Origin of the sequence: Aeromonas sp. R2-2 (assembly GCF_040908355.1) — a bacterium.
Lineage (GTDB): Bacteria > Pseudomonadota > Gammaproteobacteria > Enterobacterales > Aeromonadaceae > Aeromonas > Aeromonas veronii.
Map to the genome: position 1 here is coordinate 66,692 of NZ_JBFODQ010000075.1, position 15,514 is coordinate 82,205.

A 15,514-nucleotide genomic window follows, 5' to 3' on the forward strand; every position below is an offset into this window, starting at 1 on the left:
ACAACACAGATAGACACATCGGAGCACACATAATGAAAAAACTGACCACAGTTGCCGCCCTGCTGATGGGCATGATGGCTGGAGCTAATGCCCAGGCTGACACTCGTATCGGGGTAACCGTCTACAAGTACGACGACAACTTCATGGCGGTCGTGCGCAAGGCCATCGAGAAGGAGGCGGCAGCCACTCCGGGGGTGGAGCTGCTGATGAACGACTCCCAGAACGACCAGTCCAAGCAGAACGACCAGATCGACGTGCTGCTGGCCAAAGGGGTGAAGGCGCTGGCCATCAACCTGGTTGACCCGGCTGCGGCCCCGGTGGTGATTGAGAAAGCCCGTGGCGAAGATATCCCGGTGGTCTTCTACAACAAGGAGCCGAGTGCTACCGATCTGGCCAGCTACGACAAGGCCTACTACGTGGGCACCGACTCCAAGGAGTCAGGGATCATCCAGGGTCAGCTGATTGCCAAACACTGGAAAGCCCATCCGGAGTGGGATCTGAACAAGGATGGCGTGATCCAGTTCGTGCTGCTGAAAGGGGAGCCGGGCCACCCGGATGCCGAAGCGCGCACCTCCTACGTGGTCAAGACCCTGAACGATGGCGGCGTCAAGACTGAACAACTGCACATGGATACCGGTATGTGGGATACCGCCATGGCGAAAGACAAGATGGACGCCTGGATCTCCGGCCCCAACGCCAACAAGATCGAAGTGGTCATCGCCAACAACGACGGCATGGCAATGGGCGCAGTCGAATCACTGAAAGCACAGGGCAAGACTGCCATTCCGGTGTTCGGCGTCGATGCGCTGCCGGAAGCGCTGGCCATGGTCAAGAGCGGTGCCATGGCGGGTACCGTGCTGAACGATGCGGCCAACCAGGCCAAAGCCACCTTCGAGCTGACCAAGAACCTGGCTGAAGGCAAACCGGCCGGTGAAGGCACCAAGTGGAATATCGTCGACAAGGTGGTACGTGTTGCCTACGTCGGTGTGGATAAAGACAACCTGTCCCAATTCGAGTAATTCCCTCCTCCAGGGCAAGGGAGATCCCCTTGCCCTTTTTTCAACCAGATGTGATGGCTGATATGACAACACAGCAACAATCAGAATGGCTGTTGGAGATGATTGACGTCAGTAAGAGCTTTCCCGGCGTCAAGGCACTCGATAATGTCAATTTACGGGTCCGTCCTCATTCTGTGCATGCGTTGATGGGCGAGAACGGGGCGGGAAAATCCACACTGCTCAAGTGCCTGTTCGGCATTTACGAGAAGGATCAGGGCAAGATCTTCTTCAAGGGGCAGGAGATCAACTTCACCTCCTCCAAAGAGGCGCTGGAAAATGGCGTCTCCATGGTGCATCAGGAGCTCAACCTGGTGCTGCAGCGTACCGTGATGGACAACATGTGGCTCGGCCGCTACCCCACCAAGGGGTGGTTTATCGACCACGGCAAGATGTATGACGACACCAAGCGCATCTTCGATGAGCTGGATATCGACATCGACCCCAAGGTGAAGGTCGCGACCCTGTCGGTCTCCCAGATGCAGATGATCGAGATCGCCAAGGCGTTCTCCTACGACGCCAAGATCGTCATCATGGACGAACCCACCTCCTCGCTGACCGAGAAAGAGGTGAATCACCTCTTCAAGATCATCAACAAGTTAAAGGAGAAGGGGTGCGGCATCGTCTACATCTCTCACAAGATGGAGGAGATCTTCCAGCTCTGTGACGAGATCACCATATTGCGGGATGGCCAGTGGGTGGCAACCCAGCCGCTCAAGGGCATGACCATGGATCAGATCATCGGCATGATGGTCGGCCGTGAACTGACCCAGCGTTTCCCGGAAAAGACCAACCAGCCGAAAGAGGTGATCCTCGAGATCGAACACCTGACGGCGAAGAACCAGCCTTCCATTCAGGATGTGACCTTCAACCTGCACAAGGGGGAGATCCTCGGCATCGCCGGACTGGTGGGGGCCAAGCGCACCGACATCGTCGAGACCCTGTTCGGCATTCGCGATCGCAGCCAGGGCAGCATCAAGCTGCACGGCAAAGAGGTGGCCAACCACAACGCCCACGAAGCGATCCGCAACGGCTTTGCGCTGGTGACGGAAGAGCGCCGCTCCACCGGTATCTACTCCCGGCTCGATATCGCCTTCAACTCCCTGATCGCCAACATGGATAGCTACAAGGGCTCCATGGGGCTGCTCAGCGACAACAAGATGAAGAGCGATACCCAGTGGGTGATCGACTCCATGCGGGTCAAGACGCCGACCCAGCAGACCCAGATCGGTTCCCTCTCCGGGGGCAACCAGCAGAAGGTGATCATCGGTCGCTGGCTGCTGACCCAGCCGGAGATCCTGATGCTCGACGAGCCCACCCGCGGCATAGACGTCGGGGCCAAGTTCGAGATCTACCAGCTCATCCTGGAGCTGGCGAAGAAGGACAAGGGGATCATCATCATCTCGTCAGAGATGCCGGAATTGCTGGGGATCACCGACCGCATCATGGTGATGAGCAATGGCCGGGTCGCCGGGATCGTCAATACCAAAGAAACTGACCAGAGCGAGATACTGCGCCTGGCATCTCTGTACCTCTAGAGACAGGAAGACATTTATGGAGTCGGCTAAAAATTTCAATCTGATGCAGGCGCTCAAGGAAAACGCCATCTATCTGGTGCTGCTGGTGCTGCTCATGGTCATCGTGATCCAGGAGCCCTCCTTCCTGAGCCTCACCAACTTCAGCAACATCCTGACCCAGTCCTCGGTGCGGGTCATCATAGCGCTGGGGGTGGCGGGCATCATCATCACCCAGGGGACGGATCTCTCGGCCGGTCGTCAGGTCGGTCTGGCGGCACTCATCGCGGCAACCATGTTGCAGGCGCTGACCAACGTCAACAAGGTGTTCCCGACATTGGGAGAGGTGCCCATTCCGGCGGTGATCCTGCTGGTCTGTGTGGTGGGGGCGCTGATTGGTCTGGTCAACGGTCTCATTGTGGCCTACCTGAACGTAACCCCGTTCATTACCACTCTGGGCACCATGATCATCGTTTACGGTATCAACTCCCTCTACTTCGATTCGGTGGGTGCCTCGCCGGTGGCCGGGTTTGACCCCCGCTTCTCCAGCTTCGCCCAGGGCTTTATCCGGATCGGCGGCTTCAAGCTCTCGTACCTCACCTTCTATGCTGCCATCGCCAGCGTCTTTGTCTGGGTGCTGTGGAACAAGACCCGCTTTGGCAAGAACATCTTCGCCATCGGCGGCAACCCGGAAGCGGCCAAGGTATCCGGCGTCAACGTGGCGGTCAATCTGGTGATGATCTATGCGTTGGCGGGGGTCTTCTACGCCTTCGGCGGCATGCTGGAAGCGGGCCGGATCGGTAGTGCCACCAACAACCTCGGCTTCATGTACGAGCTGGACGCCATCGCGGCCTGCGTGGTGGGCGGGGTGTCGTTTGCCGGCGGGGTGGGAACGGTCGCAGGTGTGATCACCGGCGTACTTATCTTCACCCTGATCAACTATGGTTTGACCTATATCGGTGTCAGCCCTTACTGGCAGTTCATCATCAAGGGCGGCATCATCATTCTGGCGGTGGCATTGGACTCCATGAAGTACGCCAAGAAGAAATAACGATTGGCAGGGAGGGTTGGCGTTGCCAGCCCTCTCTTCTGGAGGGAACCCATGCCATTCAAGGTCAAGATTTACCTCTTGCTGCTACTGGCCATTCTGGTCACCATCGGCACCGCCGGGCTCAGCGTGAATCACTTCATCAGTGGCTATATTCGCACTCAGGCCACCCACAACATCACCGAGCAGATCACTCTGGTCAAAGAGAAGCTGGCCAGCGACATCAATCAGAAAATCCTGTTGGCCGCCAACCTCAACTTCGGGGTGACCAACGTCAAGAAGACCCTGCAAGAGACCGGCTTTCACAATATCGTCAAAGTGATCGGCGACATGGCCTTCGACGTGAACGGGGTCATCAACGACAGTGCCAAAGTCGATGCCCTGCGCAAGCTGATCCCCGCCGCCAACAACCAGATTACCGTCAGCCCGCTGCAACAGGTGGATGGCAAGCCGGTCATCACCATTCTGGTGCCGCGCGGTGCCGATTCCGCCTATCTCTACTACCTCGACATGAGCGAGTTCAAAAGTCTGCTGGAGAAGATGAGTGGCGATGGCCGCTACTTCTCGCTGGCCGACAGTCAGGGCAACAGCCTCTATGACAGCAAGCCGCAAGGGGAGAACGAGGCACGCCCCAACCAGCTGGATATTCGCGGCAGCAGCTGGACCCTGACCGGCTACATCGATCTTGACTACATCCGGGCCATGACCCGGGCTCTCAACGGCCAGATCATCATGGCGCTGTGCGGCGTGGCGATCGTGGTGATGGTGCTGGCGATGCTGGCGCTCAATGTGGCCTATCGCCCCATCCTCTCGCTGCGGGATCTGGTGCTGGAGCTCTCTCGCGGCAGCGGCGATCTCACCCGCCGACTGGCGGTGACCAGCAAGGATGACCTGGGCCAGATCTCGGCCGGCATCAACCGCTTTATCGAGCGGTTGCAGGAGATGATGGGGGAGGTGCGGCAGGCGAGCGGCCAGCTCAACAGCGGCATCGAGGGGTTGGCCAGCCAGACCGGCGCCGCCCAGTCCCTGCTGGCGGATCATGTACGCGAGACCGAGCAGGTGGTGACCGCCATCAACGAGATGAGCCGCACCGCGGTCTCCGTCTCCGAGAGTGCGGCCAGCACCGCCCGGCTCACCGGCCAGAGCCAGCAACTGGCGAGCCAGTCCCGTCAGGTGGTGGATCAGGCCATGGCCAGCGTGATGGCGCTGGTGGACGAGGTGGAGGAGACCGCCCGTTCCATCGAGGCGATGCAGCAGGATGTGCAGCAGATTGGCTCTGTATTGGGGGTGATCGGCAGCATTGCCGAACAGACCAACCTGCTGGCCCTCAATGCCGCCATCGAGGCGGCTCGCGCCGGGGAACAGGGTCGTGGCTTTGCGGTGGTGGCGGATGAGGTACGCTCGCTTGCGGCCCGTACCCAGAAGAGCACTGCAGAGATCCAGACCATGCTGGCCAGCCTGCAGCGGGGCACCCGGACTGTGGTGGAGGCCATGGGCAACACCAAGCAGAGCTGTCAGGGGGCTGCCGAGAACACCACTAAAGTCAACGAGTCGCTGGATCTGATGGCGGGGGAAGTGGTGGAGATCAACGATCTCATCAGCCATATCGCCACGGCGGCGGAGCAGCAGAGCGCAGTGGCCGAAGAGATCAATCGCAACATGAGCGCCATCGCTGAAGTGATCCGCCAGCTGACCCACAATGGCGAAGCGACGGTCGCCAGCTCTGCGGCGATGCAGCAGACCTACGACCGGCTGCGGGAGATCGTGGGTCACTTCCGGCTGGAGTGAGGCCGGTGTTCAGTCAATAACAAAACAGGGCCATCCGGCCCTGTTGTTGTTTTCCTGTCTGCCTGAATTAACCGGCTTTGCGGCGCAGGTAGACCCCGGCCTCCATGTGGTGGGTCCAGGGGAACTGGTCGAACAGGGCGAAGCGGGCGATCTCGTGGGTATCGCCCAGCACCGCCATGTTGGCTTGCAGAGTCTCGGGGTTGCAGGAGATGTAGAGGATGTTGTCGTACTCCTGCACCAACTTGACGGTGGCATCGTCGAGACCGGCACGGGGCGGGTCGACGAAGATGGTGTTGCACTGGTAAGCGCCGAGATCGACCCCCTTGAGGCGGTTGAACTCCCGCTCGCCGCGCATCGCCATGGTGAACTCCTCGGCCGACATGCGCAGGATGATCAGGTTGTCGACGCCGTTTGCGGCGATGTTGAACTGGGCGGAGTCCACGCTCGGCTTGGCGATCTCGGTGGCCAGCACCTTGCGGAAGTTCTGCGCCAGCGCAATCGAGAAGTTGCCGTTGCCGCAATAGAGCTCCAGCAGGTCCCCTTCGCTCCCCTTGGTCACATCCAGCGCCCAGGCCAGCATCTGCTCGTTGATGGCGGCGTTGGGCTGGGTGAAGCTGTTCTCCACCTGCTTGTAGATGAGCTGGCGACCCGCCACGTTGAGCTGTTCGATGACGAAGTCATCCCCCAGACAGATCTTCTGCTTGTGGGCGCGGCCAATCAGTTGCAGCTCGAACCCCTTGGCGCGCAGATCGGCCTGCAGCGCTTCGGCGGCCTGTTGCCATTCGGCCTCCAGCTTGCGGTGATAGAGCAGGCTGACAATGATCTGGCCGGACTGGGTGGAGAGGTAGTCAATCTGGAACAGCTTGCGGCGCAGCACCGGGTGTGGGCGCAGCCCCTCCAGCAGCAGCGGCATCAACTGGTTGATGAGGCGGCTGGCGGTAGGGAAGTGGTCTATCTTGATGATCTCTTTGGTCGCCGGGGCATACATGCAGTGGAAGAGGTCATCCCCTTCGTGCCAGATGCGAAATTCGGCGCGCATCCGGTAGTACTCTGCCGGTGAGCTGTGCACTTCCAGCGCCGGGAGGGTGAAGCCGGCAAACAGCTCGGTGAGGCGAGCGCGCTTTTCGTCGAGTTGGGCCTGATAGTCGGCCGCGGTTCTAGGCGCCGGAGCGTTCGCGGAAGGCTGTTGGGACTGGGTCATAAATACCTCACATGCACACCGGCCGGGCCGGGTCGAAATCGGGGGAAGGCAACAGGCCACCCAAAGGGGCCCGATTTTAAAAGCCAGCCGCAGATTGTCCAGTATTTTGTGGTCAAGAAGTGTTCAGTCAGGCCGATAGCTGATCTACAGGCATGGTGGGAGGACACATTATGCAGATCGAAGGCGTGGGCGCAGCCCAACCCAAGGGAGTGGGTGTTTCTCCCAAATCGCCCCAACAGGCGGAGCAGAAACAGGTCAAGAGCGAGGAGGAGGTCTCCTTGCACAAGCCGCCCAAGTGGGCGCAGGTGCTGATCCAGCAGGCATTGCAGTTCTCGCTGGAGATCAACGGCCAGGGCTATCAGGCGCCGAAGGTGAAAGAACCTGAGGAGATCACCCCGGAGACCCTGTTCGACTTCCAGTCGGTGGCGGACAACGTGCTGCAGTTCGTGACCGGGCGGCTTGGTGCCGCGCGCGCCGATGGCAAATCTGACGACGACCTGACCGGGATGATGGAGCAGGCCCGCAAGGGGGTCGACAAGGGCTTTGACGAGGCGAAGAAGCAGCTCGGCAAGTGGGCGACTGACAACGACGATATCAAAACCGGTATCGATCAGAGCTACAAGCTGATCCAGAAAGGGCTCGAGGAGTTCGAGAAGGAGTTCTTCGGCAAGGTCTCTCCGACCGACATGGGACAGGCCGAGATGGCCAGTCGCCAGCAGGGGTATCTGGAGATCCAGACCAAGGATGGCGACAAGGTGGTGCTGCGATTCAACGACAGCTGGCAGACCAAGTCCCAGAGCAGCGAGAGCGGCAGCCAGTTCAGCCTCAAGTCGAGCCAGAGCTTCAGCTTCTCGCTGGAGGGGGATCTCAACAGCGACGAGATGGAGTCCATCGGCAAGCTGGTCAAGGGGATCGACGAGCTGGCGGGGAACTTCTTCTCCGGCAACTTCGAGGATCTGCTGGATAAGGCGAATGAACTGAAGCTGGATGACAGTCAGCTGGCCTCCTACTCCCTCAAGCTCAAGCAGAGCGTCAAGTTGAGCCAGACCTATCAGGGGGCGCACTCCCTGCAGGATCTGATCAAGCCGTTTGCCGACTATCTGCCGAAGCTGGATCAGGTGCAGAAACAGGCGGATAGCCTGCTGCCAGCATCCCAACAACAGGCGCTGACCCCGGCCGTGCTGGCCGCGAGAGGAGAAGAAGAACCGGCGCAGGTCGATCGCTTCACCAGCTTCAACCAGCGGATGCTGGAGGCGCTGCGGATGATCAACCAGTTCCAGCCCTCCACCGAGCCCGCCAGCAAGCGCGTCTGAGCCACAGCGCGTTACGCAAGTAATGACCTGCCGTTTGCCAGCTCTTCTCGGGGCTGGCAAACTGGCCTTTTCTCCAATCCGGTTGCCCCATGAACCCCAAGAAGCCAAGAGACAAGCGCGAGCTCTGCTACCCCTTTATCTTCGAAACCTCGCTCAAATGTGATTTTGAAATCGCCACCGACGAGCTCTGCTGTCAGGTCGGGGCCGTGCTGTCACACCTTGCGCCGGATGCCGATACCGAGCCCATGCTGGCGGATCTCGCGGCGTTGCAGCGACTTATCTACAACCTCAATGGCTCGGTACGCGGTAAGCTGGGGATCTTCGATGCAGACCTTGAGTGGCTCAAGGCCCGTTACGACCACTACAACGAGGCGAGTCGCGGCAGCGTCACCGGTTTTGTGCTGCCACAGGGGCCGCAGCCCATCCCCACCCTCCATCTGTGCCGCTGCGGCAGCAAGAAGGTGGTGCGGCTGCTGGTCAGGCTGGAAGAGAGCGGGGTGGCCTTCGATCCCATTCTCTATCGCTTCGCCAACCTGCTGGCCAACTTCTTCTTCGTGCTCACCGTCTACCTCAAGCAGCGCTGGCAGGTGCCGGAAGTGCCCTACGTCAGCATCAACTACTGATGGCGGCTGGTTAGGGGCCAGACGTCATGGTGGATTGAATGGAATAAAAAACCGGAGCCTTGGGCTCCGGTTTTGTTTTTCAGCGCGTCAGTTGCCCGCTCAGCTGGAGATCAGCACTCTCGCCGAGTTGGCCGGGATGGTGAGCTGCACCTCGCCCTGCACCACCTCGAACTTCTCGCCGTTGAAGGCGTCAGTGAAGCGGCTGGCAGGGCTGGCGGTCTGCCACAGGGGCAGGCTGATGGTGCGCGGCTCGCTCGGATGGCGGTTGCAGGCCACTACCACCTGATCGCTTTGCAGGGTACGGGCGAACACATAGCTGTGGGGCCCGGCGTAGAGGGTCTGGATATCGCCACGGCGCAGGGAGGGGCGCTGGCGGCGGATCTGGATCAGCCGACGATAGTGGTCGTGCAGCACATGATCCCAGTCTGTGGTATCCCACGGGAAGCAGCGGCGGCAGTCCGGATCGTTGCCGCCGGAGAGCCCCACTTCATCGCCGTAGTAGATGGAGGGCACGCCGATATAGGTGAGCAGCAGGGTGGCGGCCAGCTGCATCCGCTGTTTGTCCTCTCCCAGCAGATGGAGGAAGCGGGCGGTATCGTGGCTGTCCAGCAGGTTGAACTGGGCCAGCTGGTTCTTGAACGGGATGTGGGCCCGCGCCAGCTTGAGCCAGCGATCCAGCTCTTCGGCGCTGATCTTGATGGGGTGGTAGGCGATATCCTGCCCCGCCAGGAAGGCGCGGACCGGGTGGGCGAAGCCATAGTAGTTCATGGCGCCATCCTCCTGATCCCCTTGCAGCCACTGGCTCGCCTCGAAGAAGTGTTCGCCGAGCACATAGGCGTCCGGGTTCTCCTGCTTCACTGCCCCGCGAATGGCGCGTACATGGCTGCGATTGCCCTCGGCGGTGCCGCGCTCCCCCAGCATGTGGATGACGTCAAAGCGCCAGCCATCGATCTGGTAGGGGGCGCGCATCCAGTAACGGAGGATGGCGTCGTCGGCCCGATAGACGGCGTCTTGCACCTTCTCGCAGGAGAAGTCGAGCTTGGGCAGGCTGCGAATGCCCTTCCAGCTGACGTAATCCCCTTCTTTATCAAAGGTGTAGAAGCTGCGCCACGGGGAGTCCGGGTTGCTCTGGGCGCCCAGTGGCGGGCAGAACCAGGGATGCTCGGTAGAGGTGTGGTTGACCACCGCATCGAGAATGATCTTCATGCCGCGCTGGTGCAGGTTGCGGGTCAGCTCGGCGAACTGCTCGTTGCTGCCGAGGTGGGCGTCCACCTTGAAGTAGTCCTGGGTGTCGTACTTGTGGTTGCTCGGCGAATCGAAGATGGGGTTGAGGTAGAGCGCCGTCACCCCGAGAGATTGCAGGTAGTGGAGCTTGGCATCGATGCCTGCCAGATCGCCGCCGTAAAATTCGCAGGCGCCGTGGCCCTCTTCGTGGCGACTGACCGGCTCGCCCCACGCCTTGCTGATCACAGCCTTGCCACGGTACTCGTACTCGTGATGCTTGACGCTCAGCGACGGATCGCCGTTGCAGAAGCGGTCGGGGAAGATCTGGTAGAACACCTGATCCTGCACCCAGGCCGGTGGCTGATGCAGGCTGTTGAAGCGAAAATGCTGTTCCCGTGGCGGCATGGACGCGCTGACGCCCGCCCCGTGCAACCACCACTGCTCCTCGTCGGTGAGGCACTTGAAGCTGTAGAGGTGGATATCCTGTCCCTTGATGAGCGGCAGGGTCGCCTGCCACACCTGCAGCCGATCGCGGGTGGAGACTGCCGTCATCGGGATCAGGTACTCCTCGTTATCCGGCTCGTGGCGCAGCCATACCTCGCGGATCGGCGCATCCAGCTCGCTAAAAAGGGTCAATTGCAGTGCGTCGGCGCTCTCTTTGAACCAGGGCGCCACCTGGGGATGAAACAGAAACGGATGGGTCATGATGCTTATTGAGTCAGAAGATCGGCGAGGGCATTACCCTGTTCATGCAGTGTTTCGAGCTGGCCTGCCAGCGACTTGGGATCCAGTCCCAACTGGTCGGCGAGCGGTTTGGGGAAGCGGGCGATGATGGCCTGGGCAGGCACGCCCGCGTTCCAGGCGAAGGAGATAAACACGGCGAGGCGGATCAGCACCGCCTCCTTGCTGACCGGATCGTGGGAGAGCGGGTCAAGCTGTTGGGAGATGGCATCGACGAAGGCCTCGGAGAGGTTCCAGCGCCGCGCCAGCTCGGCACCGAGCTGGGCATAGTCGTAGCCCAGCATCTCCCGCTGGGCCTCGACCCGGCTGCTGCCGTTCTGGATCGCCATGTTGATGAGCTCGGCCTCTTCCGGCAAGGTGCTCTGGATAAGCAGCTCGCCGATGTTGTGGATCAGGGCGCAGGTAAAGGCGGTCTCGGGATCCATCACCTTGGCCTCCTGCGCCAGGGTCTTGGCGATGGTGGCGACCTGGAAGGTCTCGGTCCAGAACTTGTTCTTGTCGAAGCTGGGCGGGGCCTTGAAGGTGCCGATGATGCCGGAGGCGACCACCACGGAGCGCAGCCGGTTGAAGCCGAGCCGGATCACCGCCTGTTCGATGGAGGTCACTTCGTTGCCCCGGCGCAGGGCGGCCGAGTTGGCCATCCGCAGCACCTTGACGCTGATCACCTGATCCATGGCGATCTTGGCCGCAATCTCGTCGATGCGGGCATTCTCGTCGTTGAAGCTCTGCATCAACTCGTGCAGCAGCTTGGGAATAGTGGGGAGTTGTTTGATCTTGTCAAACAGGCGATCCATCGACATGGCTGAGGCAGCCTCCATTGCGAACTCTGCCTCATATTGTGCCACAGCCAGACAACATGTTCCTGTTTGTGATGCGGCTTTGTGAGCGCTAGAACACCCAGTCGCGCAAGGTGTATTCCAAACGGTGCTGTTTGCCCTGCAGGATCAGGTTCTGACTGGTGCCGCTCAGGGTCGCCCCCTCGGTAAGGGTGGTCAGCACGGCCTGCTCTATGGTGTCCAGCGGCGGCATGCAGGCCATTTCGGTGCTGCCCAGACTGGTGACCCACAGTTTGTCATCTTCCAGATGGCCCTGACCGAAGTAGCGGTTGCAACCGGCGATGCCGTTGACGGTGAAGTGCTCGCCGATCTCGAAATCGGGGGGATTGTCGCGGGGGGCCTTGATCGGTTCGTCATCCAGTTTGCTCAGTACCCAGTGGTGGTGTTGCAGATCTTGCTGAACAAAGGCGGTCGAGCTGCAGCCAGCGAGCAGTAACAGGGGGATCAGCAAAAAGGGCAATCTGGGCATGAGGGGGCTCCGGTTGGGGGAGCGTCAAGAATACCCTTTTTGGGCAGTCGGGAGCAGGGCGGGAGAGGGGACGACCGACCGCTTCTGTCGCCCCTTGTCCCGCATGACTGTCGCTTAATGGCAACACACGGGTGATGTTGCCATCGATTTACGCTATCTCAGGGCTCAGTTGGCGAACAGCCGCTCGGCATAACGGGCAAGACCCGCAGCCACCGAGCCGAAGTCATCGCCACCCTCAAGCGGTATGGACGGGAGCTTCTGGCGGATAAAGCTGGCGATCAGCGGCGAGCGGGCGCTACCGCCGGTGACGAAGATGCGATCCGGCTGCACACCGGCAGCGGCAATCGCTTCGTCCATCAGCTCGCCAATCTTCTCCAGCAGCAGGGCCGAGGCGTTGGCCAGCTGTTCGCGGGTCAGCTCCGCTTCCAGCCCTTTTTCCAGCTCGGCCAGCGATTGGCGATTGAGCTCCTGCTCCGAGAGGGCGATCTTGCCCTGCTCGGCACGCCAGACCAGCTGGTGGCTCAGCTTGTGGGCCCGCAGGCTGGCCAGACGCCCCAGCTTGCTACCGGGCTGGCTGTCGAGCTGCAGATCCTGCAGCTGGCGGGCGGTGTCGAGGCTGTAGAAGCGGCTCTGGGCGCTGACGTCATTGATGGCGGCCGCATCCCAGAACAGCGGGTGGGGCAGCGGCTTGCCGGTCTTGAGGGTCTCGTGCATGCCGAGCAGCGGCATCATCCCCTCCACCGTCAGACGGATATCGAAGTCGTTGCCGCCGATCCGCTGGCCGCTGTGGCCGAGCAGATCGCCGCTGCGATCCAGCTGATCGCGGTAGCTCGGGCCCATCCGCAGCATGGAGCAGTCGGTGGTACCGCCACCGATATCCACCACCAGCACCACGGCGTCTTCGGTGAGGCGCGCCTCGAATTCAAACCCGGCGGCCACCGGCTCATAGAGGAACTCCACCTGCTCGAAACCGGCCAGACGGGCCGCTTCGGTCAGGATAGCGATAGCTTGCTGGTTACTCTCTTCCCCCGCCAGCCCCTGAAAGTTGACCGGTCGGCCGATCACCGCCTGACGGATCGGGGCGCCGAGCTGCTGCTCCGCCTGCTGGCGGACATGGAGCATCATGGCGCAGACGATATCTTCAAACAGGGCGATCTGGGGGGCCTTGAGGCCATAGGCACCGAGGAAGGATTTCGGCGATTTGATGTAGTAGCCGTCGTCCGGCTCTTCCAGATAGCGCTCCAGCGCGGCACCGCCAAAGCTCAGCTCGTCGATCAGTCCCTCTTCGCGCATCTGGCGGCGAATCATCTGGGCACGGGTGACCACGGGGCCACGCAGCTTGAGGTACTCCGCCTGCTGGGCGGGGGCCAGCCCTTCGGCCAACAGACCGGCGATAGCATCCCGGTGGGGGGCATGCAGGGTGGAGGGGAGATAGCGGGATGCACCAAGATTCAGCAGCCTGGGGCTACCTTGTTCCATCACGGCCACGGCACAGTTGGAGGTGCCGTAATCAAATCCGATAAACATGGGCGCCAGACTCCTGAATAAAAAAGGGGGGCTAGCCTACCCGAAGGCGCCGGGTCTCACAACCCGGCGCGTGACGAAGAGAGGGCGAGCCCCTATTCCACTTCGTTGTCGCAGCGGCCCTGGCTCTCGATGGCGCGGATATTGCCGAGGGTGGTATCGGCGATGGCGTGCAGTGCCTCGCGGGTCAGGAACGCCTGATGGCCGGTGAACAGCACGTTGTGGCAGGCAGACAGGCGGCGGAACACGTCATCGGTGATCACCTCGTTGGACTTGTCGGAGAAGAAGAGATCCTCTTCCTCTTCGTAGACGTCCAGCCCCAGCGCGCCGATACGGGAGGTCTTGAGCGCCTCGATGGCGGCGTTGGAGTCGAGCAGGCCGCCCCGGCTGGTGTTGATGATCATCACCCCGTCCTTCATCTTGGCAAATGCCTCCTTGTTCAACAGGTGGTAGTTCTCTTTGAACAGCGGGCAGTGCAGGCTGATGATGTCGGATTGGCGGAACAGGGTATCGAGATCCACGTACTCGGCTCCCAGCTCGATGGCTGCCGGATTCTGGTAAGGATCGTTGACCAGCAGGCGAACCCCGAAGCCCTTGAGGATGCGCAGGGCGGCCAGACCGATCTTGCCGGTGCCGATGACGCCAACGGTCTTGCCATGCATGTTGAAGCCGACCAGCCCTTCCAGCGAGAAGTTGGCGTCGCGGGTGCGCTGATAAGCCTTATGGATGCGGCGGTTGAGGCACATCATCATGCCGACGGCGTGTTCTGCGGTCGCCTCGGGGGAGTAGGCGGGCACCCGCACCACTTTCAACCCCAGCTCTTTGGCTGCGGCCAGATCCACGTTGTTGTAACCGGCGCAGCGCAGGGCTATCACCTGGGTGCCGTTGGCAGCCAGTTCGGTCAATACCTCGCGGTCGGCATCGTCATTGACGAACAGACACACCACCGGGAAGCCGTGAGCCAGTCGGGCCGTTTTGGCCTCCAGCCGCACATCGAAAAACTCCAGGTCGAAGCCGTACTGGCTGTTGGCCTGGTTGAAATGCTCTTTGTCATAGCTCTTGGTACTGAATACGGCGACTTTCATGGTATGTGCTCCGCAGCGTGTGTGTCGTTAAATTACAACAAAATGGGTCGGCTATCACCGGACAAACCGGCTGGTTATTGTCCCCACGGCATAATGGGAACGGCGCTGACTGCACTCTTGTACGAACCATCCACCAGTTTGGTGCTGTAGGTCAGGTAAACCAGTGCATTGCGTTTCTTGTCGTAAAAACGCACCACTTTCTGCTCCTTGAACACCAGCGAGGTGCTGACATCGAACACCTCTTCCCCCGCTTTCAGCTTTTCGGGCAGGGTGATGGGGCCGATCTGGTGGCACGACAAGGAGGCGTGGGAGGGATCTTCCGCCAGTCCCAGCCCGCCTTTTACACCACCGGTCTTGGGGCGCGCCAGATAGCAGGCGACGCCGTCGATGCGCGGGTCGTCGAACGCCTCCACCAGGATCTTGTGGTTGGGGCCGAAGAGCTTGAAGGCTGTGCTCACTTCACCGACCGGGTCGGCCTTGTCGGCCAGTGCCGGGCCGGCAAACAGGGCCCCCAGCAGCAGGGGCAGGGCGCGGCGCAGGGCATTATGTCGCGTGTGGTTATGTGTCATGGTCTCTCCTGCTGGCCCGGCACTCCTCAATAGGGAATGCCCAGGCGACGATAGAGGCTGGCAAGCACCCAGGCGGGGCCTATCAGCAGAAATTGCAGGTCGGCGAGGAAGGAGGGGCGTTTGCCCTCGATCTTGTGGCCGACAAACTGGGCTATCCAGAGCAGCACGAACGCTGCCACGGCGGGCCACAACAGCGGCCCCTGCCATTGGTGGCAGACCCACAGTCCCAGTGCGGTCAGCCCAGCCATCCCCGCGAACAGCGAAAACGACAGCTGCAAATAGAACAGCAGCACCGGAATGGCTGCCACTGCCGCCCAGTTGAGGGGCTCTGGCAAGGGCCCGTGTGGCAGACACCAGAGCAGCGCCAGCGAGCAGAGATAGATGCCCGGCACCGCCAGTTTGTGGATGGCAACGTTTATCGGATGGCGATGGCTCTGGCCGTACTGCGCAAACCACTCCTGGATTCCCTTCATGGCACCTCCCTGGCGCACTGTGTTCTCGCTGCCTGACCTTCGTGGCCAGGC

At 60.9% G+C, this 15,514-nt stretch carries 14 protein-coding genes; 6 read left to right on the forward strand and 8 right to left on the reverse strand.

What is annotated here, in order from left to right:
• Positions 1–32: 32 nt before the first annotated feature.
• Genes mglB through AB5Z09_RS16110 form a run of 4 tightly spaced genes read left to right on the forward strand, consistent with a single transcriptional unit; the run spans position 33 to position 5,405 of the window.
• Positions 33–1,019: a galactose/glucose ABC transporter substrate-binding protein MglB gene (mglB, locus tag AB5Z09_RS16095; RefSeq protein ID WP_005340747.1), complete on the forward strand. Its 987-nt coding sequence runs from the start codon at positions 33–35 to the stop codon at positions 1,017–1,019.
• Positions 1,020–1,072: 53 nt separating this feature from the next.
• The gene (gene mglA, locus AB5Z09_RS16100) at positions 1,073–2,593 is read left to right on the forward strand and encodes a galactose/methyl galactoside ABC transporter ATP-binding protein MglA (RefSeq protein WP_041234376.1); all 1,521 of its coding nucleotides are present in this window, start codon (positions 1,073–1,075) and stop codon (positions 2,591–2,593) included.
• Between the two features lie 16 nt (positions 2,594–2,609).
• Positions 2,610–3,620, forward strand: a complete 1,011-nt coding sequence (gene mglC / locus AB5Z09_RS16105) for a galactose/methyl galactoside ABC transporter permease MglC (protein ID WP_005342585.1) — start codon at positions 2,610–2,612, stop codon at positions 3,618–3,620.
• Positions 3,621–3,671: 51 nt separating this feature from the next.
• Complete coding sequence (locus tag AB5Z09_RS16110; RefSeq protein ID WP_368195726.1) at positions 3,672–5,405, forward strand: methyl-accepting chemotaxis protein; 1,734 nt, start codon at positions 3,672–3,674, stop codon at positions 5,403–5,405.
• Between the two features lie 67 nt (positions 5,406–5,472).
• Here the strand turns inward: AB5Z09_RS16110 and trmA are convergent, their stop codons facing one another.
• Entirely contained in the window at positions 5,473–6,606 is a 1,134-nt protein-coding gene (trmA, locus tag AB5Z09_RS16115; RefSeq protein WP_368195727.1) for a tRNA (uridine(54)-C5)-methyltransferase TrmA, read from the reverse strand.
• Between the two features lie 170 nt (positions 6,607–6,776).
• On the opposite strand from trmA, the gene AB5Z09_RS16120 reads away from it, so the two are divergent.
• Both AB5Z09_RS16120 and AB5Z09_RS16125 read left to right on the forward strand, forming a co-directional pair.
• Positions 6,777–7,919, forward strand: coding sequence for a DUF5610 domain-containing protein (locus tag AB5Z09_RS16120; RefSeq protein ID WP_368195728.1), 1,143 nt, complete (start codon positions 6,777–6,779; stop codon positions 7,917–7,919).
• 89 nt (positions 7,920–8,008) lie between these two features.
• Entirely contained in the window at positions 8,009–8,542 is a 534-nt protein-coding gene (locus tag AB5Z09_RS16125) for an ATP--cob(I)alamin adenosyltransferase (protein ID WP_043821496.1), read from the forward strand.
• A 99-nt stretch (positions 8,543–8,641) separates the two neighbouring features.
• Here the strand turns inward: AB5Z09_RS16125 and malZ are convergent, their stop codons facing one another.
• The 7 genes from malZ to AB5Z09_RS16160 form a co-directional block, all read right to left on the reverse strand.
• Positions 8,642–10,471, reverse strand: coding sequence for a maltodextrin glucosidase (gene malZ, locus AB5Z09_RS16130; RefSeq protein WP_206876819.1), 1,830 nt, complete (start codon positions 10,469–10,471; stop codon positions 8,642–8,644).
• Positions 10,472–10,476: 5 nt separating this feature from the next.
• Entirely contained in the window at positions 10,477–11,325 is an 849-nt protein-coding gene (locus tag AB5Z09_RS16135; RefSeq protein WP_064341032.1) for an HDOD domain-containing protein, read from the reverse strand.
• A 70-nt stretch (positions 11,326–11,395) separates the two neighbouring features.
• Positions 11,396–11,812 (reverse strand): META domain-containing protein, encoded by a 417-nt coding sequence (locus tag AB5Z09_RS16140; protein WP_159142717.1) that lies wholly within the window; start codon positions 11,810–11,812, stop codon positions 11,396–11,398.
• A 165-nt stretch (positions 11,813–11,977) separates the two neighbouring features.
• Positions 11,978–13,339, reverse strand: a complete 1,362-nt coding sequence (gene yegD / locus AB5Z09_RS16145) for a molecular chaperone (protein WP_368195729.1) — start codon at positions 13,337–13,339, stop codon at positions 11,978–11,980.
• A 92-nt stretch (positions 13,340–13,431) separates the two neighbouring features.
• Entirely contained in the window at positions 13,432–14,421 is a 990-nt protein-coding gene (locus AB5Z09_RS16150; RefSeq protein ID WP_005340720.1) for a 2-hydroxyacid dehydrogenase, read from the reverse strand.
• 74 nt (positions 14,422–14,495) lie between these two features.
• On the reverse strand, positions 14,496–14,990 hold the full coding sequence (locus tag AB5Z09_RS16155) for a CreA family protein (protein ID WP_005355485.1): 495 nt from the start codon (positions 14,988–14,990) through the stop codon (positions 14,496–14,498).
• Positions 14,991–15,016: 26 nt separating this feature from the next.
• Positions 15,017–15,463 (reverse strand): DUF962 domain-containing protein, encoded by a 447-nt coding sequence (locus tag AB5Z09_RS16160; protein WP_201954191.1) that lies wholly within the window; start codon positions 15,461–15,463, stop codon positions 15,017–15,019.
• Positions 15,464–15,514 lie beyond the last annotated feature (51 nt).